The sequence below is a fragment of the Lysinibacillus sp. 38-6 genome (genome assembly GCF_046245175.1).
Classification (GTDB): domain Bacteria; phylum Bacillota; class Bacilli; order Bacillales_A; family Planococcaceae; genus Lysinibacillus.
In genome coordinates this window covers 1,051,567-1,073,629 of record NZ_CP176417.1, presented here as the reverse complement: position 1 = coordinate 1,073,629, position 22,063 = coordinate 1,051,567, and the positions used below count along the sequence as shown (strand labels likewise).

The following is a 22,063-nucleotide window of genomic DNA, read 5'->3' as shown; positions in this document are numbered from 1 at the left end:
TTGCTATGGTCAACTGTTGAAAATTGATTCACTAAAGTAGCTAGTAGAACAAGTAGCTTGAGCTTGCACTTTGCCATGCAATGATTACCGTTCGTTTCTCCCCTAGCCCTACTCAATTTTAACATAATTAGCCAGTTTGAGTTTTTACTTTAGTGAAAATGCCTTAAATAACAAGAAAAAAGCCCATATTCTTTATAAGAACATGGGCAAAAAATTTGATTATTCTTCTTTTTTCATTTTGACTACATGTGAAATCGCACCATCAGTCGCAATATCGACTTTAAAGGAGCCATTCGAATGGCGATCGGCACGAGTCAATCCTTTGACATCGATTATTTCTTGTACGCCTTTTTCTGTTTCGACGATTACTTGTTCATCATCACTAGCTTGTACAACCGCCACAATACGATGTGGATTGGCTTTTAATTCCGTTAACACTTTTAAACCACGTTTTGCGCGACTAGCCACATCGACTTCAGCCACATTCATCTTTTTCACAGCTCCACGCTGTGTAACAATTACAACATATTCCGTTTCTGCTGGGTTTAAAATCGTCACACCAACGAGCGCTTCTCCATCTTTCAATGTAATACCTTTGACACCACCTGTTTTCACACCCGTGACAGGAAGCTCTTCAATTGGGAAGCGAATTGCGTAGGCCGTATCGGTAATTAATAATAATTCTGCTTCGTCTGATACAATGTCCGCCATGATCATTTCATCACCAGCTTTGACATTCATCGTCTTAATCGGTTTTGAATAACGAGTCACAGCATAATCGGCAAGTGGCGAACGTTTAATTTGCCCTTCTTTAGTAGCTGTTAAAATATAGGTGTTTGCCTGCTCAAACGAATCAAAACCATAAACAGCAAGTATCGTTTCGTCTTCACCAGTTGGTACAATACTTGAAATATGCTGACCAAGGTCTTTCCAACGAATATCCGGCAACTCATGAACAGGCTGATAAATATAATTACCACGATTTGTGAACAGCAATAGATGATGCTGGGTATTTAGCGTTGCCTCATACAATAAATAATCCGAATCTTTCATGGCAATATCTTGCCCATTGGACGCTGCATGAGAACGTGTAGATGTTCGTTTAATATACCCGTCTTTTGTCACTGTCACTACCACTTCTTCACTTGGAACGAGCACATCTAACGTAATTTTAATTTCTTCAATTTCTTGTTCGATTTTCGAACGACGAGGTTCAGAAAAACGTTTTTTTATGTCGAGTAATTCTTGTTTAATCACACGAACTAGCTTCGCCTCACTATGCAAAATACCTTCTAACTTTGCAATCAATGCATTTAATTCGTCTTGTTCATGACGCAGTTCTGTAATATCTGTATTTGTTAAACGGTATAATTGTAAACTAACAATTGCTTCTGATTGCACTTCCGTAAAGTCATACTTTTCTTGTAAGTTCATTTTCGCATCGCGTTTATCATTCGATGAGCGAATCGTCGCAATCACTTCATCTAAAATGGAAAGGGCTTTGATTAAACCATCGACAATATGTGAACGGTCTTTTGCTCTCTGTAAATCATAAATCGAACGGTTTGTCACCACTTCCTTTTGATGGGCTATGTAAGCATCAAGTAGTAGTGGCAACGTCATCATCGTAGGACGACGATTATGAATCGCAATCATATTAAAGTTATAGGCTACTTGTAAATCCGTAGTTTTGAATAAGTAATTTAAAATGCCTTGTCCAGGTATGTCTTTTTTTAACTCGATTACAACACGTAATCCTGTACGGTCCGATTCATCGCGAATTTCAGCAATGCCTTCCAGTCGTTTATCGACACGTTGCTCATCAATTTTCTTGACAAGATTCGCTTTGTTTACATCATACGGTAATTCCGTAATAACGATTTGCTCTTTTCCACCTTTTAATGGTTCAATGGCTGCCTGCGCGCGGACAATAATTTTGCCACGCCCAGTTTCATAAGCCTTTTTAATGCCATCTACCCCTTGGATAATACCACCTGTTGGAAAGTCAGGGCCTTTAATCACTGTCATAAGGTCATCTACCGTAGCATTCGGTTGCTCTAAACGCATTAAAACAGCATCTAACACCTCATCAAGCGCGTGTGGTGGAATATCGGTAGCATATCCAGCAGATATTCCTGTCGAGCCATTCACAAGTAAATTCGGGAAGCGAGCCGGTAAAACAGTCGGCTCCATATCCTGATCATCAAAGTTAGGCACAAACTCCACTGTTTTTTTGCCGATATCACGTAACATTTCCGCAGCAATGGCTGACAATCTTGCCTCTGTATAACGCATCGCCGCTGGTGGGTCACCATCAACAGAGCCGTTATTACCATGCATTTCAATCAGCATATGGCGCGCTTTCCAATCTTGACTCATACGCACCATCGCTTCATATACCGAACTATCGCCATGCGGATGATAGTTACCAATAACGTTCCCGACTGTTTTAGCCGATTTACGGAACGGTTTATCGTTTGTATTGCCTTCTGTGTACATCGCAAATAAAATACGACGTTGTACAGGTTTAAGGCCATCGCGCGCATCAGGTAATGCGCGGTCTTGAATGATATATTTACTATAGCGACCAAAACGGTCACCCATTACTTCTTCTAAAGGTAAATCTTGAAACTTTTCCGTACTACTCATGCTTGGTCCTCCTCTTGTTGGATGAATTCATTTTCTAAAATATTGGAATCATCCTCCATACCGAAGTTTACATTTGCTTCGATCCATTTACGGCGTGGTTCTACTTTATCGCCCATTAACGTCGTCACACGACGCTCCGCACGTGCACCATCTTCAATTGTTACACGAATTAACGTACGTGTGTCAGGGTTCATCGTTGTATCCCATAATTGATCCGCATTCATCTCACCAAGACCTTTATAGCGTTGCAGCATGTAGCCTTTTCCAACCTTTTTAATGGCTTTTTGTAAGTCGTTTTCGGTCCAAGCATACTCAATAACCTCTTTTTTACCAGTACCTCTTGAAACTTTGTACAGTGGTGGTAATGCGATAAATACTTTACCCGCCTCAATTAACGGACGCATATAACGATAGAAGAACGTTAATAACAGCACCTGAATATGAGCGCCATCTGTATCCGCATCGGTCATAATAACGACTTTATCGTATGCAGAATCTTCTACTGAGAAATCCGCTCCAACACCAGCACCAATAGCATGTATAATCGTAGAAATTTCTTCGTTTTTCATAATATCTTGGAGCTTTGCTTTTTCGGTATTAATCACTTTACCACGCAACGGTAAAATAGCTTGGAATGTACGATCTCGGCCTTGTTTAGCTGAACCGCCGGCAGAATCACCTTCGACTAAATAGAGCTCATTTTTCGCCGCATTTCGTGATTGCGCAGGTGTTAGCTTTCCTGAAAGGATCGTACTCCCTTTTTTATTTTTCTTACCATTTCGAGCATCCTCACGCGCTTTTCGTGCCGCTTCCCGTACTTGTTGTGCACGAATGGCTTTACGAACAAGTGAAGCGGATAGCTCCGCGTTCTCTTCTAACACATATAAAATTTGCTCGGAAACTACGCTATCTACGGCTGACCGCGCTTCACTCGTACCAAGCTTGCCTTTCGTTTGACCTTCAAACTGTAGTAAATGTTCAGGAATACGCACAGAGACAATCGCCGCTAATCCTTCACGAATATCTGTCCCTTCGAGATTTTTATCTTTCTCTTTTAGTAAACCGATTTTACGTGCATATTCATTGAACACACGTGTCAAGGCAGCTTTTGCACCGGTTTCATGCGTACCACCATCACGCGTACGGACATTGTTAACAAACGATAAAATCGTTTCTGAATAGCCGTCATTGAATTGGAAGGCAAATTCAACCTCGATATCATCTTGCTCACCCTCCACATATTTCACCGGATGAAGGACATCTTTTTCCTCATTCAAATACGCAACGAAAGCTTCAATGCCGTTTTCATAAAAGAAAACATCACCTTTGCCTTCCTCGCGTTGATCGATTAACTCAATTTTTAATCCCTTTAATAAAAACGCAGACTCACGTAAGCGTTCTGCTAGCGTATCATAATTAAATTTTGTAACTGAGAAGATTGTGTCATCTGGTAGGAAATGGACAAGTGTGCCCGTTTGTTTTGTTTGACCAATTTCTTCAAGTGTCGTCACAGGGTGTCCGCCATTTTCGAATCGCTGCTTATATTTTTTTCCGTCACGATGTATTGTAACTTCTAAAAATGTTGATAAAGCATTGACAACCGAAGAACCAACACCGTGTAAGCCACCACTCGTTTTATAGCCGCCTTGTCCAAATTTACCACCTGCATGTAAGACAGTAAAAATAATTTCAGGGGTAGGTTTGCCCATTTTATGCATACCTGTTGGCATTCCACGTCCAAAGTCTCGAACGCTTAAGCTTTGATCTTTATGAATCGTGACAATGATATGAGAACCAAAGCCAGCTAGTGCTTCATCTACCGCATTATCTACGATTTCATATACAAGGTGATGAAGTCCTCTGCCATCTGTGGAACCGATATACATGCCGGGTCGCTTTCGCACCGCTTCTAATCCTTCTAATACTTGAATGGCGTCATCATTATAGACGCTAGGTGACTGTTTATTCGCCAAAAGATTCCCCTCCAAAAAACAAACGCATGTTCTGATTACGTTCTCATCCTAATAATAATAGCATTTCCTGTCAATAGCTAGTGACAGATTTATATATTTTTTCATATCTCGACGTCCTTTTATCAATAAAGGTTGTCAATCCTGTAAACATCTACAAGATGATTGTCTTATGACTACCAATATCATTTATGAAAAGCGTCGAAGCTCTATCTCCATTCAGCCAGCAATAGACGCCGACAAAACACTAATAATCAGCATACCACAACGTGATTGGTAGGCGTTTTCTGTTGAATGATGATTGTTTATCGTTTCACATAGAAATTAAAGATAGACTTCTATTCTACCAAAGGAACGTGTGATTGACAAAATTGCCATTTTACCTATATTTTAAGAAAGCGTTTTGGTATAGATGCTATACTAGTACCGATTAACCTATCATAAGCTATTATTAGCCCGTACTTTTGAAATCATGAAGTAAAATTTTCCTTTTGTATTGAATTCAAGGCCCATGATGAAATCTCCTTCATGCCATTGTAGATTAAAGAGAAAAAGTGTAAAATACTTGATACAAACTATTAGTACCAAGTGATATTATTTGGATGAAAGGAGTCCACCTATGTTAAACGGACTTATTATTTTATGTGCCTATCTTATCGGCTCTATACCTTCCGGGTTATGGATTGGTAAAATATTTTACAAAACAGATATTCGTGAGCACGGAAGCGGCAATTTAGGAGCCACCAATACTTTTCGAACTTTAGGGAAAACAGCAGGTTTAGTTGTGACAGTAATGGACATTTTAAAAGGAACAGCTGCTGTGCTGTTAGTGACATTACCGGTCTTTTCTGATACCACAATCCACGGACTTATTTTAGGGCTAGTGGCAGTAATTGGTCACATGTTCCCTATCTTTGCCAGTTTCCGTGGCGGAAAAGCTGTTGCCACTTCAGCTGGTGTCTTATTAGGCTATTCTTGGCCACTATTCGTCTTACTATTCATCGCCTTTATCGTTACGTTAAAGCTTACGAAAATTGTTAGCCTTACATCGATGATTGCTGCACTAGTAGCACTAATTTATTCAATAATCTACTTTTTTGTGACTGGCGATTTCGCTTTAGCTATATTAGTAGCATGTTTATTTATCTTTATTGTTTATCGTCACCGCGCAAATATTACTCGCATTAAAAACGGCACGGAACCTAAAGTGAAATGGCTATAACATGAAAGGAGTTTGCGCATGAATATCACACTTACAGACGAAGCGCTTCAATGGTTTAAAAATGAAATGGAAGTCGAAACAGGTGATACTATTCGCTTTTATGCCCGTTATGGTGGGTCGAGCCCTTTGCATGAAGGCTTTTCTCTTGGCATGACACGCGAAGAGCCGCTCGAAATGGGCGTTCATACTGAAGCAGATGGTGTAACGTATTATATCGAACAGAAAGATTTATGGTTTTTTAACGATTATAACTTACACGTTGACGTTGATGTTCAACTTTACGAATTAAAATATGATTATGTAAAATAATGCAGTGTTTCCTTTCGACAAAATGAAAGGAAACACTGTTTTTCTTTTGTTGTAACAAGTTGGTTTAGCTCTCCTTAAAATTGACCATCCTCATACTAGTCAATTAACTATACACCGAGGAGGAGTAAACATGGCGAGTTCAACAAACAACAATACCTCCCAACAGCAGCAGCCAACTACCAATTTACTGCACACATCTCTTGCTGAAAATATTTATACGATTAAAGAAGCATTAGGCAATAGCAATGATGTGATTTTACGTGAAATCACCCTCGACAAACTCGATAATGAATCCATTGCGTTGATTAACATTGATGGGATATCCGATAAAACGGTCATTACCGATATTTTAGAAAATTTAATGCTCGACATTGACAATGAACCAGAAAATAAAATAGATGATCTAAATGACTATATAAAAAAACAGTGTTTAGCGGTAGGTGATGTGAAAGATGTATTGGACTTTACTGCTCTTTACACCGCTGTGCTTAATGGCGATACCGTTATTATCTTAGACGGACAATCCAAAGCTATTGTCACCAGCTCGAAAAGCGCTAAAGATAGAGCTGTGACAGAACCGCAAACAGAATCTGTCATTAGAGGACCGAGAGAATCTTTTACTGAAACATTACGCACGAACACAGCACTTATTCGTCGAAAAATTAAAAGCCCTGACCTTTGGATAAAATCTCGGGTTATTGGCGATGTCACACAAACGGATGTCGCTGTTATGTATATAAACGGGATTGCGAATGACAAAATCGTCCAAGAGGTTTTAGACCGTTTGGATCAAATTAAAATTGATGGCGTATTAGAAACTGGCTATATAGAGGATTATATTCAAGACGCTAAATTTTCCTTATTTCCAATGATTTATAATACGGAGCGCCCTGATGTTATTGCAGCGGAGTTATTAGAAGGTAAAATCGCGTTATTAGTGGATGGCACACCGCTAGTTTTAACAGTTCCCGTAACTTTTACTTCCTTTTTACAAGCAGCAGAAGATTATTATCAAAATTGGATTATCAGTTCACTCATCCGCCTTTTACGTTATTTTGGCATCACACTTGCCTTACTCATGCCTTCTCTTTATGTCGCTATTACTACTTTCCATCAGGAAATGCTGCCAACAGCGATGCTTATAAGTATCGCATCACAGCGAGAAGGTGTGCCCTTCCCTGCCGTCGTGGAAGCATTATTAATGGAAATTGCTTTTGAAATATTGCGCGAAGCAGGCTTACGAATGCCTCGAACAATTGGTCCAGCTGTATCCATTGTTGGTACTTTAGTCATTGGACAAGCCGCTGTAGAAGCCGGCGTTGTGTCAGCGGTTATGGTCATCATTGTGGCACTGACAGCCATTTGTAGCTTTTTATTTCCTTCTTATGGCTTGTCTAACACAATTCGTGTACTGCGTTTCCCTTTAATGATTTTTGCCGCAGTTTTTGGATTATTTGGGGTAATGTTCGGAATTATGATTATCTTGCTTCACTTATGTAGTTTGCGTTCTTTTGGCGTTCCATATATGAGTCCATTTGGGCCACTTATTATAAAAGATCAAAAAGATGCAATGGTTTTGTTCCCACGTAGAAATTTACTTACACGCCCACGACTGATTAGTCAAAAAAATAATGTTAGAGCGCAAAAATATCAAGTAAATACAAAAAGAAACAACCAATAATGAGCAAATGAGGAATAGTTTATGTCAAAATCAAAGATGATGTTGTTATTCTTAGTCCTCACTTCTTTATTATTAAGTGGTTGCTGGAGTAAGCGTGAGCTCAATGAATTAGGAATCGTCGTAGCTCTTGGCATAGATAAGGTGGACGATGACTATGAAGTGTCAATCCAAGTCGTTGATCCGAGCGAAATTTCATCCAAGCAACCATCTAGTGGACGATCCCCTGTCGTCACATACCATGCAAAAGGAAAAAGTGTCTTTGAAGCCATTAGAAGAATGACGACATTAACACCAAGAAAACCATATTTTTCGCATCTACAAATTGTTGTAATTGGTGAAGAATTAGCTAAAGAAGGAATAAACGAACCACTGGACTTTATAGCCAGAGATCATGAATTTAGAAACGATTTTGATGTCATTGTTTCGCATGAAGCTACGGCAAAAGACGTGCTTAATGTTTTAACGCCGATAGAAAAAATGCCGGCCAATAAATTATTGAATTCGATTAAGGTATCGGAAAAATCATTCGGCTCTACGCTATCTGTTAGTACAGATGAATTGCTTAATACCCTTAGTGGCAAAGAAAAAAGTGCTGTATTATCCGCAGTTGAAATCAAAGGTGATACGAAATTAGGAATTGATCAAACGAATGTAGAAAGAATTAAAACCCCCGTTATTTTAAAATACGCAGGGATAGCTGTTTTTAAAGATGATAAATTGGTAGGGTTGTTATCAGAAGAAGAAAGCATTTACTATAATTTTTTGAATAATAAAATTGAAAGTACGGTAGAAGTGATTGCTTGCCCTAAAGGTGATGAGTTATCAACTGAAATTACAAAATCATCTTCTAAAATAAAAGGAACTTTTAAAAATGGCCAACCTAAAATAACAATTAAAATAGATGTTACCCAAAATATCGGCGAAGTAAATTGTGACATTAATTTAACAACAGACAAAACCATCCACTTTATTGATAAAAAAACAGAAGAAAAAATTAAAGAACAAACTGAAAAAACATTAAAAATTATTCAACAAGACTATAAGCTCGATATATTAGGGTTTGGCGAAGCGCTCCATCGAGCAGACCCTAAAAAATGGGATAAACTGCAAAAAGATTGGTCAACAATCTACCCTGAAGTAACCGTTAACATCGAAGTGCATGTCACGACACAAGGATTCGGAACGATTCAAAATTCATTATTGTACAATTCAAAGGAGTAATGCACGATGTTTATTTCAATTACCATTTTAATTGTTTCGATCATTATTGCTTACATTATCATTCCACCTTTGATGCAAAAAGGCGAAAAAAAAACGATTGTTGTCTTTACAATCATTCTGACTATCGGGGCGTTATTAAATATCGCTATTGGCTTAAAAATGAATGTTCCTAGCCCATTAGATTTCATTACTTTTATTTTTATGCCTATTAGAAAATTTTTGATTTCACTTTTCCAATAATTGATCAGAAAGGGTAGTGGACAATGGAAAAACAAATAATTAGCTCAAGACAATTTACAATCATTACCCTTCTGTACTCAATTGGAACGGCCATATTAATTGTGCCTGCTAGTATTACAAAGGAGCTCCATCAAGATGCGTGGATTGGTGCAACAATTGGTGTACTTTTAAGTTTATTATTAGTAAAGCTCTTTGTTACTTTAGGAAATCAAACCCCAAACAAGTCCTTTATCGAGGCAAACAAAAAAATACTAGGTAAATACTTCGGTCTCCTTACATCACTTGGTTTTTTAACTTTAACCTTTTTTTCGGCGAGTGAATTATTATATTTTATCGGGAGCTTTATGCAAACGGAAATAATGCCTGAGACGCCTACCTTATCCTTCGCTGTTTTATTTACGATTATTATCGTTTTTGCCTCTTATTTAGGCATAGAAGTATTTGCGCGCTCAGCAGAACTACTATTTCCGATATTTATGTTCATTTTTATTGTGTTTATAATCTGTATTTCACCACAAATCAATATTGAAAATATCCAACCTATTTTTGAAACACGTACAAAACCATTAATAATGAGTACTTTAACTTTTATGAGTATTTTTTCATTTCCGCTCGTCGTATTGCTCATGGTTTTTCCTTCAAGTGTTAATGTTCAAAAATCTGCTCAAAAGGGCTTTTATATCGGCACTTTAATAGGAGGCGTCGTATTAATTATTATTATCGCCCTATCAACACTTGTAATCGGGCCAACGAATACTTCCGTTGAAACATTCCCGAGCTACGCGTTAGCACAAAGAATATCTATCGGCAATTTCTTTGAGCGTATTGAAATAATTATGGCCATCATGTGGATTATATCTATTTATATCCGAACATTTATCTATTTTTATGCCACTGTCATTGGGCTAGGTCATATACTAAATATTAAAGATCCTAAACCATTTATATTACCATTAGGACTGTGTATGATTGCCCTTGCACAAATTGCCCATCCGAATATCGTACATGCTAATAGCTATAATCAAAAAACTTGGCCATTGTATTCTGCTGTTTTCACGGTTATGCTTGCTTCATTACTACTCATTATCGCGAAAATACGAAAGATAAAAAAAGCGCAAAATCAACAGAACACTTCAAATAAACCGCAAGTGACTAATATGCCAGAAGAATCAAATGTGCAGACGAAACCCGAAGAAGCCAATGAACAATCGCAGTCTGAGGAACCTAAAGAACAACCTAAACCCGAGGAATCTAAAGAACAACCTAAACCCGAAGAAGCCCAAGACCTAACGAAACCGGCAGAACCCAAAGAACAACCTAAACCCGAAGAAGCCCAAGACCTAACGAAACCGGCAGAACTTAAAGAACAACCTAAGCCTGACGAACCCAAAGAACAACCTAAACCCGAAGAAGCCCAAGACCTAACGAAACCGGCAGAACTTAAAGAACAACCTAAGCCTGACGAACCCAAAGAACAACCTACACCCGAAGAAGCCCAAGACCTAACGAAACCGGCAGAACTTAAAGAACAACCTAAGCCTGACGAACCCAAAGAACAACCTACACCCGAAGAAGCCCAAGACCTAACGAAACCGGCAGAACTTAAAGAACAACCTAAGCCTGACGAACCCAAAGAACAACCTAAACCCGAAGAGGCCCAAGACCAATCAAAACCTAAGGAACCAAAGAATCCAAAGACAAACGACTTGCAATAAGTTAAAAAAAGACTCCGATTCTCAAATGACAATTGAGAAACTGGAGTCTTTATTATCTATTTAAGGGCATGTTCATTGTTAGTGCTTAAATATGATATTCAATTTCATCTACAAAATCCCATTCATATGGCGTTTCTTGGTACACATAGTAGTTTAGCCAATTTGAAAATAGTAAATGAGTATGTGCGCGCCACGTATTGATGGGCTCTTTTGTAGGGTCATCATTTGGGAAATAGTTAACCGGTACTGCTATATCGATGCCTTTTGCTACATCACGATCATATTCATCCGCTAATGTTGTTGCATCATATTCTAGGTGGCCCGTAATCATAATGTTCTTATTATCCTTTGATTGCACGATAAAAACGCCAGCATCTTCTGAATAGGATAGTAATCGTAATTCCGGGTGATTGCGTACTTCATCGATTGAAACCGATGTATAGCGTGAATGTGGTGCTGTAAATAAGTCACTAAAGCCACGTACTAAATCGACTGTCAAATCCGTAATAACATGGGAATAGACACCAGAACATTTTTCCGGCAGTTCAAATTTACCAATACCATAATGATGATATAATGCAGCTTGCGCGCCCCAACAAATATGCAAGACAGAAGTAACGTTTTTCGCAGACCAATCCATTATTTCTGAAATTTCTTCCCAATAATTCACTTCTTCGAATGCCATTTTTTCAACAGGTGCCCCAGTAATAATCATCCCGTCAAATCGACGATGGCGAATCTCTTGAAACGTCGAATAAAATAATTGTAAATGTGATTTACTCACATTTTTCGACTCATGTGTCGCCGTATTTAAAAACGTAATATTTACTTGGAGCGGTGTATTCCCGAGTAAACGAAGTAATTGCAACTCTGTTTTTTCTTTTTCTGGCATTAAATTAAATATTAAAATATTCAACGGACGAATTTGTTGTGTTTTCGCACGGTCTTCCTCCATTACGAATATTTTTTCCTCACGTAAATGTTCTCCAGCTGGTAAGTTTTTCGGAATATTAATCGGCATTTGGTATTCCCCTTTTCTGTAATTTATCTCTCTATGTAAAACTAAAAAATCCCCCTCATTCCGTAAGAGCAAGAATGAGAAGGATAATTATCACGTTCACTCTTATCTCTCAAAGGAAAAATCCTTTGGTGGAATTAGCACCTTTCTAACAATGTTAGAGGTTGCTGAAGCGTCATAGGGCCAAATCCCTCAGCTTCTCTTGATAAGATTATTTAATTAACAAGAATTGTATCATGAACAATTAAGAATTTCAATAATACATAGAATATTTTGTGATTAAATGAATGGAAGCATGCTATTTGTTGAACACTAGTAGTAATTCATATTTTATTGCAATCATATCGTTGCTATTCCTTCTAATTACCAAAAGCATTGACGATAAATAATGAAACAAATAAATCATCATGGTAATCATGGAGGTATTATGTTAACATATACCTTTAGTAACAGAGAGGAACGTGAGTATTTTGATTAAAATTGAACTCCCAAAACCAGACTTAGTCATTCGTCAACGTGAGCAAGTATTAAAACCAGGGGATGTAGAAATTCCACCTTTCCATGGTTTTATTGATTTTCATAAAATCACACGTGAAAAAGGCGGCATTTTCTTATTCTACAACGAGAAAAATGAATTATTATTTGTAGGTAAAGCTCGTAAAATTCGCCAACGTATTAAAAAGCATTTTGAAGATAATGTATCTCCGATGAAAAAATACCGTGATGAAATTTTTAAAATTGAAGTGTACGAAATTGATGATCCAATGGAACGTGAAATTTACGAAACATATGCGATTAACACATTCCGTGCAAAATACAATATTGATAAAGTATTTTATTAAGAAAAACGCCGTTAGCATACAATTTGCTAACGGTTTTTTAATGTCGTGCAAATAAACAACCCCTCAAGATTGCTTGAGGGGTTGTAGCATTTAGATAAATAAATCGTCATTTTTAAATTTATTGGCTGTTAGCAAACTAACGATAACAAAGATAATCAAAGATGCTACGATCGGGATTGTCACCGTATGCATGCCGAAGATAGCTGGATAAAAGCGATCAATGACTATATATAATGACATACCTGTCATCATGGAGGCGATTGCGCCATATTTATTGGCCTTTTTCCAATACAAGCCTAGAACAACTGACCAAATAAAGACCGCTTCTAGACCGCCAAATGCAAATAAATTGAGCCAAACCAATAAATCTGGTGGGTTTAATGCAAAAACAACGACCGCTAAACCGATTACTGTCGTCACCACAAAGCTTGCCCGCTTTATTTCTCCGTCAGTAGCAGTTGGTTTCACATAGTTTAAATATATATCTTTAACAACTGTTGAACTGACTAACATGAGCAACGCATTAACTGTAGACATCGTCGCTGCCATTGGTGCCGCTAATACAATACCGGCTAAAAATGGTGGTAACACTTTTAACGTTAGGAGCGGCATTACCTTATCTCCAATTTCAATGCCTGGAATGACAGGACGAGCTAACACACCGATTAAATGCATGCCAAACATAATCGTTCCTATGGCAATGGTGCCGATAATAATTGCTAAATGCATGCTTTTCGAATCTTTATAGCTCATCGCTCGAACAGCAATTTGCGGAAGTCCTACTACACCAACCCCAATTAAAATCCAAAATGTAGATACATATAATGGCGTTAGTTCACCTTCAGCACCAAATGGCGACACTAGTTTAGGATTTTCTGCAACAAGGGATGACATAATTTGATCAATTCCACCACCTGCTACGATTGTCCCAATTAGTAAAATAACAGTACCAATAACCATAATCGAACCTTGTACTGTATCAGTTAACGCCACAGCTCGGAAGCCTCCGATAATCACATAAATTAATACCGAAACAGCAAATATAAAGAGAGCCGCTGTATAGTTTAAACCTGTTAACGATTCAATTAAGCGCGCTCCCCCAACCCACTGTGCCATCATCGCAGAAAATAAAAAGACAATAATACTAATAGCAGCTAAAATCACGATGACATGACTTTTATAGCGCTCACGTAAAAAATCAATTAATGTAATCGCTTGATAACGACGAGCAATAATGGCAAATTTTTTACCTAAAATCATTAGCACAAAATAACCTGCCGGTAGTTGCGCCATTGCTAACAGCACCCATCCAAGTCCTTTGTTATAAGCGACACCTGGTCCACCGATAAAGCTACTAGCACTTCCGTAAGTAGCGATCATCGTCATCGCCAGGATAAAGCCACCCATTTCCCGTCCGCCAAGAAAATATTCTTGTAAAAACGAATTTGATGAACGAACATGCTTATTCGCCCAAATACCGATACCAAAAATAATAACTAAAAATATGAGAAGTGGAAAAATCACTTGCCAATGCATTATTCATCCACCTCGCCGTCTTCAAATGGTACCTCTTTAAAAAAGAATTTCAGGACGAGCCAGATTAACACAATCATAAATCCAGTACCTGCGATACAACTATAGAAAAACCAAGCTGGGAAACCTAAAATATACGTATATTTAGATGGGTCTCCCGAGCCTAGGCCGTATGCGAAGCCGTACCATATAGCAAAGTTAACTAGTACTAGTCCAATGCCAATAAGCGCCTCTCGATGCGCAATTTTAAAGCGTTGATCTTTCAAAATAGAATCCCCCTAACCTACTCTATTTTACTGTTATGTAGGTAGTATGGGAAGTGTTGTGGAAAAATAGCTGAAAAATCTCGAAGTTTCGTGGCGATTCCACTTTCTTTTGTGGCGATTTAGGGGTTTTTAGTGGCGTTTCTTCTCTCTTTCGTGGCGATTCCTCCCTCTTTTGTGGCTATTTCACAGACCCCATCCATCAAACAATAGAATCCCGACTATCATAATAGATAATCGGGATTTGTACTTATATTTTATAATAAATCCTTACGTAATTGCGCAGCAGATTTTGGAGATAACAGACCGAATGGAATATCCAACACTGTTTTTGCTCCTTTGTCGCCCGCTTGGCTTAAACGGTGTGCTGCACGAGCATACGCTACAAGGACACTTGATGTGAAGTTAGGATTACTTTCAAGTTTTAATGAGAATTCTAGAATTTGTTTATCGTCAGCACCACTTTCTCCACTGCGAATAACAAAACCACCATGTGGCATACCTGTATGATTAGCGTTAAACTCTTCTTCAGAGATGAAGTTTACTGTTGTGTTATACTCATCAAAGTAATTTGGCATTGTCACAATTTCTTGCTCTACTTTTGCCGCATCTGCACCTTCTTCAAGTACTACCCAACATTCACGCGCATGTTTTTCACGTGTCGTAAGCTCTGGATTTTCGCCATTGCGAACGCGTTCCACAGCATCTTTGATTGGCAATGTATATTGTACAGCATTTTTAACCCCTTCAATACGACGAACGGCATCTGAGTGACCTTGACTTAAACCATCACCCCAGAATGTATACGTTGTACCTACAGGTAATACTGCCTCACCTAAAACACGATTTAAAGAAAATAGACCTGGATCCCAACCTACGGAGATAACAGATACTTTACTAGATTTTTGAGCTGCAGCGTCAACCGCTTCGAAAAACTCTGGAATTTTTGCATGCGTATCAAAACTATCAATTGTATTAAACCATTGCGCAAAATGTGGGCCTTGCTCAGGTAAATCCGTTGCAGAGCCACCACATAAAATCATTACATCAATGTCGTCTTGGAATTTTTCAGCATCATCTACTAAATATACGCTTGCGTTACTTGCCACGCTCACTGTAGAAGGATCACGACGTGTAAAAACTGCTACTAATTCCATATCTGGATTTTGCGAAATAGCGAATTCAACACCGCGCCCTAAATTTCCATAACCGACAATACCTACTCGAATTGCACTCATTAAAATTCCTCCTCATATTAACGTAACAATGTGAAACCTTTCACGTTAAATCTAATTACAATAATACTTTGAGTTAGAAAAATTCACAATAGTTTGAGTACGTGTTTTTGTCGAGAAATTATACAAGTTTTCTATGATTTCAATACAAGATTGGCATGAATACGGTTACAAATTACTAAAAACGGCTTTGAACTATTAAGTTTTCGTAAAAGCCCTGTAAATGAAGACTTTTTTGTCGATAGGTCTTGTACAATATTTATAACGATAAAGGGGGCATGTTGAATGAATAATCATTGTTATTCACTATGTAAAACAGTCGTTTTTGTATATCCTAAAGAAAACGGAGTTTTTGATTCACATAAGCGAATTCCAGCTGAGGCGAACAAGCATCTCGGCACTGAACGAGCGAGGGCAAATATACTTTGTCCTGCCAATGCACCTTTATCAATACCAATAAAAAACCTTGTAATTAATGAAGGACTTAATGATTCTCTTAGTGAGAAGCAAATTGCTCGCTGGTTTATTAAAAAAAGTGAGTATAATGAAAGCACGATTTAGTGAATTTCTTGTGCTAATTGAGATAGCTTTTTTTCATCGATAATGTGATAGCCATTTTTTCGCTTTTCTATAATATTGTCCTCACAAAATTGCGCAAGCACATATAACAAATGACGATACGAAACCCCTAAGTACTCACATATTTCCGTATGCTTTTCTTTATAAATACCTTTGTCTGAGGATAGCTGGATAAAAGCAGCTAATCGATTTTCAAGTGGATATGCCTGATTTTGCGTGTATTTTGATGTCATATGGGAAGCTTTCTCCCCTAAAAACACACATAATCGACGTAAAAAAGGCGCATCTGCCAGTAACATTTCTTTACATCCTTGCGTGGCAATCGATAGACAAACGGTTTCTGTTACGGTTTGAATCCCCTTTGTATATCTCGCCTCATTGAGTAATTCAATTTCCCCCATAAAGCATGGTGCCTGTATATATTCGATCAAGGAAACCTTGCCATTTTTATGCGTCATATACAGTTTTGCTCTGCCCTCCATCATATAGTACATCCGATCTGGAAATGAGCCTTCTTTAAAAATCCATTCTCCCTTTTCAAATTTACATATTTCAATAAATGGATGAATGTCAAAAGAAAAGAAATCATCAATTTGAAAGTTTTCTATATAGTAAGATCGTTCTTCACCTGTAAGTTTTTGCATTTTTCATCGAACTCCTATTCAAAATATGAGATATCTCACATTATTGTAGCGAGGAACATGCTATTATTCAACATAGTTAAATGGAGGTACCAATTTTTATGAATAATCAACGATGGCTTTCTCAAAATTTCTTTGCATTTTTCTTTACGTGGGGTATTTTCTTACCTTATTGGACAGGGTGGTTAGTTGATGCAAAGCATATAACTGTGTCTCAAGCGAGTGTCGTAATGGGCTGTGGGCTTTTAGCTCGTGCAACGTCCAATTTATTTCTCTTTCCGCTCCTAGCAAAATTCGTACACAATAAACGTCTTACGACAATTTTAGCACTTGGCGCATTGCTGACAGCTTTACTTTACATGCCAAGTTCTAGCTTTTCTGCGCTTCTTATTGTGACGATTTTATTCAGTGTTTTTTATCCAGCCCTATTGCCTGCCGTGGAAAGTAGTGCCGCAACGCTTGTACAACATGGCAACGTCCATTACGGTAAAAGTCGCTCATACGGATCATTTGGCTTTGTAATCGCTGTACTTATAATTAGTATGTTAACAGGCGTGTTTGGGAAGGATATTATTTTTTGGAGTATGATTGTAGGCCTTATCGGGATGTTATTGATGCAACAAATGGCTACCCCAAAAGAGTTACTGATTGTGCCAACGAAAGAACAACGAGCAAAGTCGCTTTCAATGAAAACATTATGGCGCATTAAAGGTTTTCCGATTGTGTTATTTATCGTTATTTTATTACAAGGTGCACATGCATCCTATTATAGCTATGGCTATATTTATTTAGAGGATTTACACGTCGATCCATTTTATATGGGCATGATTATTAACATTGCGGTCATTTGTGAAATATTATATTTCATGAAGGCTGATACACTGTTTACGAAATGGCGCTCTTCTTCACTATTACTCTTAGCAGCTAGTGGCTCGTCATTACGTTGGCTGTTAATTTTCCTGTTTCCAAACGTTTGGGTATTTATCGGCTCACAAGTATTACATGCCCTATCATTTGCTCTTGCACACTATGCCTTTATCGGCTATTTAACGAAAAACTTACCGAAAGAGCAAATCCCCAATGCACAAGGCCTCTATTCAGCACTGGCTATGGGTTTAAGTACCGCCATTCTTACATTTTTAGGTGGCTACTTGTATGAAATATCCCCTGGTCTTGCCTTTGCCGCAATGCTCATTTGTACCGTGCCGGCAATCGGTATATTGCTAGCTACTCGAAATAGATTTCAGTATTAAAAAAATCAGGTGGAGCAAGACTTGATGTCTTGTCTCACCTGATTTTTAATACGCTTGAATTTATTATAGATTCCAAAGCTCTATTCACGAAATTAAAAAGAGAACTATGGGTAATATTACAGTTAGTCGTTAAATTAGAGGAGGGATTACTATATTTTTTTTACAAATGTCTGGTGTACCTGGTTCAGGTAAATCATCGCTTGCAAAAGCAATAAGAGAAAATTTAAATGTCGTAATCGTTGATCATGATATTATAAAAACGGCGTTACTGGAAAAAATAAATGGAAACCTATCAATGCAGTACGCGGGCCAAGCATCTTATCATATTGATTGGTCACTTATAGAATCATTTCTTTCACAACAGCACAATGTCATATTAGATAGCCCTTGTCTTTATGATGATATGATTGATAAAGGACTGGACTTAGCAAAAAAATATAATGCCAAGTATAAATACGTTGAATGTTTGAATAAAGATTTTTCAAGTGTCAACGATAGGCTTCAATCAAGAAATAAAAAATTAAGCCAAATCCTTCAATTTGCAAGTTATGACTCTTTTATTGACACAGTAAATAGTAGTAAACGACCGCCACACCATAACTATTTAGTGGTAGACTCTTCAAAACCTATTGATTCTTATATAAAAAACGTTATCGACTATCTTAACGATTAAATAATATACTATACCCTATTAGATACATACTAAAGAATAGTATCCAATAGGGTACCTTTGCCTATGTAAATGCAATTCCTCAATATCATTACTCATTCACTTTATGATGTGTATAACCTCTTACCAATAAAAGAATGCCTGCGATGAAGAAAACGATACTGAACAGAAATAATACATAACCACAATCAAAAAATGAATGTTAGAAAGCTTCCCGCCCTACATACGTTAAATTAGAGACGAGGACAGCCGTCACAATATTCTGAGTTGAAATTAAAATAGCTGCAATAATTAAAAACAGGCAACCTACAATTTTGTCTTCCATAGTCCTCCCTTTCAATGTTTAGAAAAGTGTATATTATTTTTACTTTTTTAAAAAAATATACACGAAATATTCAAAAAAAAGAAGTTGAAATTACTCTGATTTTTATTAAAATTATTTATATATTAATCAATTAAAGGGAGGAAATATATATGAAATCTACTTAAAAATTACTTACTAGTTTTTAATTTTTCTCGTTGATATGTAAGGCATCAAACATCAACACCTCTATTTGACATGAAAATAAATCTAAAGAAAGGGAGAAGAAGGATAATATGTTTGCGAAAAAAAAGTCGATTGTAATGATTGTTTCATTGTCTTTAATTTCAAATTTAGTTATTATGCCATTTAGCCTTAGTGAAGCTAAAGCAGTGGAAAATACTAATATGGATGAGGCTACTGACAATGCAATATTTTCTGAACAACAACTTGAAGAAGTTCAAATTATCGCAGATCATGTATCTTTTGAAAGAAAAAATGGTATTGGTGTTTTCACAATTTCTAATATCGCAGAGATGGAGATAAAATTACAAAATATTCATTCTATCATTACTGTTGATGAAATAAGTTCTGCAATAGCAGACATAAATACTAAATTAGCTGAAGAAGACGGAAATGGTGAAACGACAGAATTACTAGTTAAATCTAGAAACCTTATTCAATATGGAACTGAGACTGCACCACGTATCGTAAAAAGATCCTGTAGTAAATGGTTAGGTGGCTTAGGTCTTGCTCATGTCGCAGCTACTTCAGGAGCAGGTGTATTATTAGGTATTTCAGGACCAGTAGGTTGGACAGTTGGGACCGGTATTGCTGCGGCTTACTATTTAGGTTCACTGGCATGCCCAAACTAATTTCTTTCTATAAAAAACACCAACTTTCCGTTAATTTCTCAACTATTTTTATCTTTACATGTTTAACCTTGTATCATATCACACGAGCTATTTACCCTACTGTCATCCTTTATATTCTAATGGTGTTAAACTTATTTTCTTTTGAATATTTATTGAGTCGTAAATACGGTAGTCCTCAAAAAAGAGCTATACCAGCAACTTTATATTTTGTGTTAACCGGTATTCTATCTTATTTAGCGTATTTGTGGTTAACAGATAATTTAATTGACTAACAAAACTAGAGCAAAAGTGGATGAAAATATTTGAAAGCGTTTTGCATCTATTGTAACGATGCAAAACGCTTTTTGTCTTTTGTGATGTAAGTATTCAACAATTTTCAGTCGACTTTTTTCACACTCGACTTAGCCACTTCATACAACTTCTCGATCCCATATTGCAACTGTTCTCGAGTTGCATAGGCATATGAAAGTCGAATATGCTGTGTATCTTGCGCATCATAGATATAACCAGGATTAATCAGAACATTGAACTGCAATAACTTCATAAAAAATGCTTTATCAACGATTGGTGCGTGGAATTTTAGCCATATATAGAATCCACCTTTTGGTTGTTCCCAACTCGCAATGGCATTCATTTTTTCATGTAATAAGTTCTCAACAAAGGTTGCCCGTTGCTGGAGCTCTTGGCGTAAGCCTTCAATATGGCGCTCGTATTTTCCTGATTGCAGCCAATGTAACACAATTTCTTGTGAAATGGCACTTGACCCATAGTCTGTTTGCATTTTTATATCCGCTAAGCGTTCAATCACTGTTGTTGGCCCGATTAACCAACCAATGCGTAGCCCTGGGCTTAGCGTTTTCGAAACACTGCCAATGTATAATACTTGGCCACTATCATCCAATGATTTTATTGATGGGGATTCGCCATTAAAAAGCAATTCTTGATAGACATCATCCTCTATAATCGGAATACGTGATTGTTTACACGCCTCATAAAGTTGCCTTTTTTCTTGCGATGTCCACACGCCACCAGTTGGATTATTTAATGTCGGGACTGCATAATAAACAGCCTGCCTTTTTCTTTTCTTGTGCGCTAATGTTTGAGCGAGTTGTTGATCTCGGCTGATTGCCATCATTTGCATCCCGACAGATTGGAATGGATGAACAGAATTTAAATATGATGTTTGCTCCTGAAAAACGATGGATCCTTGCTCTAGCAAACCAACCGCAATAAGCTGTAATGCTTGTAGTGCACCCGAAACAATACAGACATTTTCAGGATGTGCCTGTATGCCTCTTTTTTGAACATATCGACAAATCGCTTCCCGTAGTTGCTTGCTTCCTTGTGGAGATGAATAGCCTAAAACTCTTGGCTCTAGGGATAGCTCTTTCAATGATGCTTCTATTTCCCTAGTTGGTAATAGGCTGGGCGCTAACTCACCTGTTCCCAAGCGAATAATATCAACTCGTTGCTCATATTCATTGATCATTTGTATCGTATGGTAATTTGGCTTGTGAAGACTTGTTTCAATGTACGTTTGCCAATTTGGTTGTCTTTGCTTAATTAAGGAATGCCAGGATGCGTTCGCTACATAAATACCTGAACCCACGGTCGATTCAAGGATGCCGGCTGCTTTTAATTCTTCTAGTGCTTGCTGAACAGTACTTCTGTTCACCCCTAATTGCATCGCAAGCTGTCTTTGCGTAGGTAGCTTCGTTCCTGCAACCCAATCCCCTCGCTCAATCCGCTCTGATATCCAAGTCACAATTTGTTGTTGTAAAGTACGATCCCCTTGTCTAGTTGGTTGCCAGTTCATGTTTTTACCTCATAAATTGGGTGGGTACAA

The 22,063-nt window shown here is 37.6% G+C and carries 19 protein-coding genes and 1 riboswitch; of the genes, 11 read left to right on the top strand and 8 right to left on the bottom strand.

Annotated elements, in window-relative coordinates; translation table 11 throughout:
- Window positions 1–219 precede the first annotated feature (219 nt).
- Together parC and parE are read right to left on the bottom strand one after the other, a co-directional pair.
- Complete coding sequence (gene parC, locus ACKVEV_RS05565) at window positions 220–2,649, bottom strand: DNA topoisomerase IV subunit A (RefSeq protein ID WP_409369419.1); 2,430 nt, start codon at window positions 2,647–2,649, stop codon at window positions 220–222.
- On the bottom strand, window positions 2,646–4,622 hold the full coding sequence (gene parE, locus ACKVEV_RS05560; protein WP_409369418.1) for a DNA topoisomerase IV subunit B: 1,977 nt from the start codon (window positions 4,620–4,622) through the stop codon (window positions 2,646–2,648). The genes parC and parE overlap by 4 nt, the downstream gene beginning before the upstream one ends.
- Before the next feature lie 616 nt (window positions 4,623–5,238).
- Here parE and plsY point away from each other — a divergent pair.
- From plsY to ACKVEV_RS05530, 6 genes are all read left to right on the top strand, one after another.
- On the top strand, window positions 5,239–5,841 hold the full coding sequence (plsY, locus tag ACKVEV_RS05555; protein ID WP_409369417.1) for a glycerol-3-phosphate 1-O-acyltransferase PlsY: 603 nt from the start codon (window positions 5,239–5,241) through the stop codon (window positions 5,839–5,841).
- A gap of 18 nt (window positions 5,842–5,859) precedes the next feature.
- A complete protein-coding gene (locus ACKVEV_RS05550) occupies window positions 5,860–6,150 on the top strand; it encodes a HesB/YadR/YfhF family protein (protein WP_409369416.1) in 291 nt (96 codons plus the stop codon).
- A 130-nt stretch (window positions 6,151–6,280) separates the two neighbouring features.
- A complete protein-coding gene (locus ACKVEV_RS05545) occupies window positions 6,281–7,831 on the top strand; it encodes a spore germination protein (protein ID WP_409369415.1) in 1,551 nt (516 codons plus the stop codon).
- A gap of 21 nt (window positions 7,832–7,852) precedes the next feature.
- Entirely contained in the window at window positions 7,853–9,052 is a 1,200-nt protein-coding gene (locus tag ACKVEV_RS05540; protein ID WP_409369414.1) for a Ger(x)C family spore germination protein, read from the top strand.
- 6 nt (window positions 9,053–9,058) lie between these two features.
- Complete coding sequence (locus ACKVEV_RS05535) at window positions 9,059–9,292, top strand: hypothetical protein (RefSeq protein WP_409369413.1); 234 nt, start codon at window positions 9,059–9,061, stop codon at window positions 9,290–9,292.
- A 23-nt stretch (window positions 9,293–9,315) separates the two neighbouring features.
- Entirely contained in the window at window positions 9,316–11,007 is a 1,692-nt protein-coding gene (locus ACKVEV_RS05530) for an endospore germination permease (RefSeq protein ID WP_409369412.1), read from the top strand.
- A gap of 85 nt (window positions 11,008–11,092) precedes the next feature.
- Here ACKVEV_RS05530 and metA read toward each other — a convergent pair whose 3' ends face one another.
- On the bottom strand, window positions 11,093–12,028 hold the full coding sequence (metA, locus tag ACKVEV_RS05525) for a homoserine O-succinyltransferase (RefSeq protein WP_409369411.1): 936 nt from the start codon (window positions 12,026–12,028) through the stop codon (window positions 11,093–11,095).
- A gap of 99 nt (window positions 12,029–12,127) precedes the next feature.
- A riboswitch (SAM riboswitch) is annotated at window positions 12,128–12,237 on the bottom strand.
- Window positions 12,238–12,495: 258 nt separating this feature from the next.
- Between metA and ACKVEV_RS05520 the strand changes: the two genes are divergently transcribed.
- Window positions 12,496–12,867, top strand: a complete 372-nt coding sequence (locus ACKVEV_RS05520; protein ID WP_409369410.1) for a nucleotide excision repair endonuclease — start codon at window positions 12,496–12,498, stop codon at window positions 12,865–12,867.
- A gap of 90 nt (window positions 12,868–12,957) precedes the next feature.
- On the opposite strand, the gene panF is transcribed toward ACKVEV_RS05520, so the two are convergent.
- The 3 genes from panF to ACKVEV_RS05505 all read right to left on the bottom strand — a co-directional run bounded on the left by panF (window position 12,958) and on the right by ACKVEV_RS05505 (window position 15,901).
- A complete protein-coding gene (panF, locus tag ACKVEV_RS05515; RefSeq protein WP_409369409.1) occupies window positions 12,958–14,403 on the bottom strand; it encodes a sodium/pantothenate symporter in 1,446 nt (481 codons plus the stop codon).
- Window positions 14,403–14,666 (bottom strand): YhdT family protein, encoded by a 264-nt coding sequence (locus tag ACKVEV_RS05510; RefSeq protein ID WP_409369408.1) that lies wholly within the window; start codon window positions 14,664–14,666, stop codon window positions 14,403–14,405. Before ACKVEV_RS05510 ends, panF begins: the two co-directional genes overlap by 1 nt.
- A gap of 254 nt (window positions 14,667–14,920) precedes the next feature.
- Complete coding sequence (locus ACKVEV_RS05505) at window positions 14,921–15,901, bottom strand: diaminopimelate dehydrogenase (protein WP_409369407.1); 981 nt, start codon at window positions 15,899–15,901, stop codon at window positions 14,921–14,923.
- A 282-nt stretch (window positions 15,902–16,183) separates the two neighbouring features.
- Here ACKVEV_RS05505 and ACKVEV_RS05500 point away from each other — a divergent pair, with 282 nt between their 5' ends.
- A complete protein-coding gene (locus ACKVEV_RS05500; protein WP_409369406.1) occupies window positions 16,184–16,459 on the top strand; it encodes a hypothetical protein in 276 nt (91 codons plus the stop codon).
- Here the strand turns inward: ACKVEV_RS05500 and yeiL are convergent.
- The gene (yeiL, locus tag ACKVEV_RS05495; protein WP_409369405.1) at window positions 16,456–17,121 is read right to left on the bottom strand and encodes a transcriptional regulator YeiL; all 666 of its coding nucleotides are present in this window, start codon (window positions 17,119–17,121) and stop codon (window positions 16,456–16,458) included. The genes ACKVEV_RS05500 and yeiL overlap by 4 nt on opposite strands.
- 98 nt (window positions 17,122–17,219) lie before the next feature.
- Between yeiL and ACKVEV_RS05490 the strand changes: the two genes are divergently transcribed.
- The 3 genes from ACKVEV_RS05490 (at window position 17,220) to ACKVEV_RS05480 (ending at window position 20,217) form a co-directional block, all read left to right on the top strand.
- The gene (locus ACKVEV_RS05490) at window positions 17,220–18,371 is read left to right on the top strand and encodes an MFS transporter (RefSeq protein ID WP_409369404.1); all 1,152 of its coding nucleotides are present in this window, start codon (window positions 17,220–17,222) and stop codon (window positions 18,369–18,371) included.
- A gap of 166 nt (window positions 18,372–18,537) precedes the next feature.
- Window positions 18,538–19,044, top strand: coding sequence for an AAA family ATPase (locus ACKVEV_RS05485; RefSeq protein ID WP_409369403.1), 507 nt, complete (start codon window positions 18,538–18,540; stop codon window positions 19,042–19,044).
- Window positions 19,045–19,638: 594 nt separating this feature from the next.
- Entirely contained in the window at window positions 19,639–20,217 is a 579-nt protein-coding gene (locus ACKVEV_RS05480; RefSeq protein WP_409369402.1) for a hypothetical protein, read from the top strand.
- Between the two features lie 376 nt (window positions 20,218–20,593).
- Here the strand turns inward: ACKVEV_RS05480 and ACKVEV_RS05475 are convergent, their stop codons facing one another.
- Window positions 20,594–22,033: a PLP-dependent aminotransferase family protein gene (locus ACKVEV_RS05475; protein WP_409369401.1), complete on the bottom strand. Its 1,440-nt coding sequence runs from the start codon at window positions 22,031–22,033 to the stop codon at window positions 20,594–20,596.
- Window positions 22,034–22,063: the final 30 nt, after the last annotated feature.

Bases quoted from the DNA above. Each gene is read 5' to 3' on its own strand.
- ACKVEV_RS05545 (WP_409369415.1), top strand. From the start codon at position 6,281: ATGGCGAGTTCAACAAACAACAATACCTCCCAACAGCAGCAGCCAACT.
- ACKVEV_RS05550 (WP_409369416.1), top strand. From the start codon at position 5,860: ATGAATATCACACTTACAGACGAAGCGCTTCAATGGTTTAAAAATGAA.
- ACKVEV_RS05505 (WP_409369407.1), bottom strand. From the start codon at position 15,901: ATGAGTGCAATTCGAGTAGGTATTGTCGGTTATGGAAATTTAGGGCGC.
- plsY (WP_409369417.1), top strand. From the start codon at position 5,239: ATGTTAAACGGACTTATTATTTTATGTGCCTATCTTATCGGCTCTATA.
- metA (WP_409369411.1), bottom strand. From the start codon at position 12,028: ATGCCGATTAATATTCCGAAAAACTTACCAGCTGGAGAACATTTACGT.
- ACKVEV_RS05490 (WP_409369404.1), top strand. From the start codon at position 17,220: ATGAATAATCAACGATGGCTTTCTCAAAATTTCTTTGCATTTTTCTTT.
- panF (WP_409369409.1), bottom strand. From the start codon at position 14,403: ATGCATTGGCAAGTGATTTTTCCACTTCTCATATTTTTAGTTATTATT.
- ACKVEV_RS05475 (WP_409369401.1), bottom strand. From the start codon at position 22,033: ATGAACTGGCAACCAACTAGACAAGGGGATCGTACTTTACAACAACAA.
- ACKVEV_RS05480 (WP_409369402.1), top strand. From the start codon at position 19,639: ATGTTTGCGAAAAAAAAGTCGATTGTAATGATTGTTTCATTGTCTTTA.
- yeiL (WP_409369405.1), bottom strand. From the start codon at position 17,121: ATGCAAAAACTTACAGGTGAAGAACGATCTTACTATATAGAAAACTTT.
- parC (WP_409369419.1), bottom strand. From the start codon at position 2,649: ATGAGTAGTACGGAAAAGTTTCAAGATTTACCTTTAGAAGAAGTAATG.
- ACKVEV_RS05535 (WP_409369413.1), top strand. From the start codon at position 9,059: ATGTTTATTTCAATTACCATTTTAATTGTTTCGATCATTATTGCTTAC.
- ACKVEV_RS05485 (WP_409369403.1), top strand. From the start codon at position 18,538: ATGTCTGGTGTACCTGGTTCAGGTAAATCATCGCTTGCAAAAGCAATA.
- ACKVEV_RS05530 (WP_409369412.1), top strand. From the start codon at position 9,316: ATGGAAAAACAAATAATTAGCTCAAGACAATTTACAATCATTACCCTT.
- ACKVEV_RS05500 (WP_409369406.1), top strand. From the start codon at position 16,184: ATGAATAATCATTGTTATTCACTATGTAAAACAGTCGTTTTTGTATAT.
- ACKVEV_RS05540 (WP_409369414.1), top strand. From the start codon at position 7,853: ATGTCAAAATCAAAGATGATGTTGTTATTCTTAGTCCTCACTTCTTTA.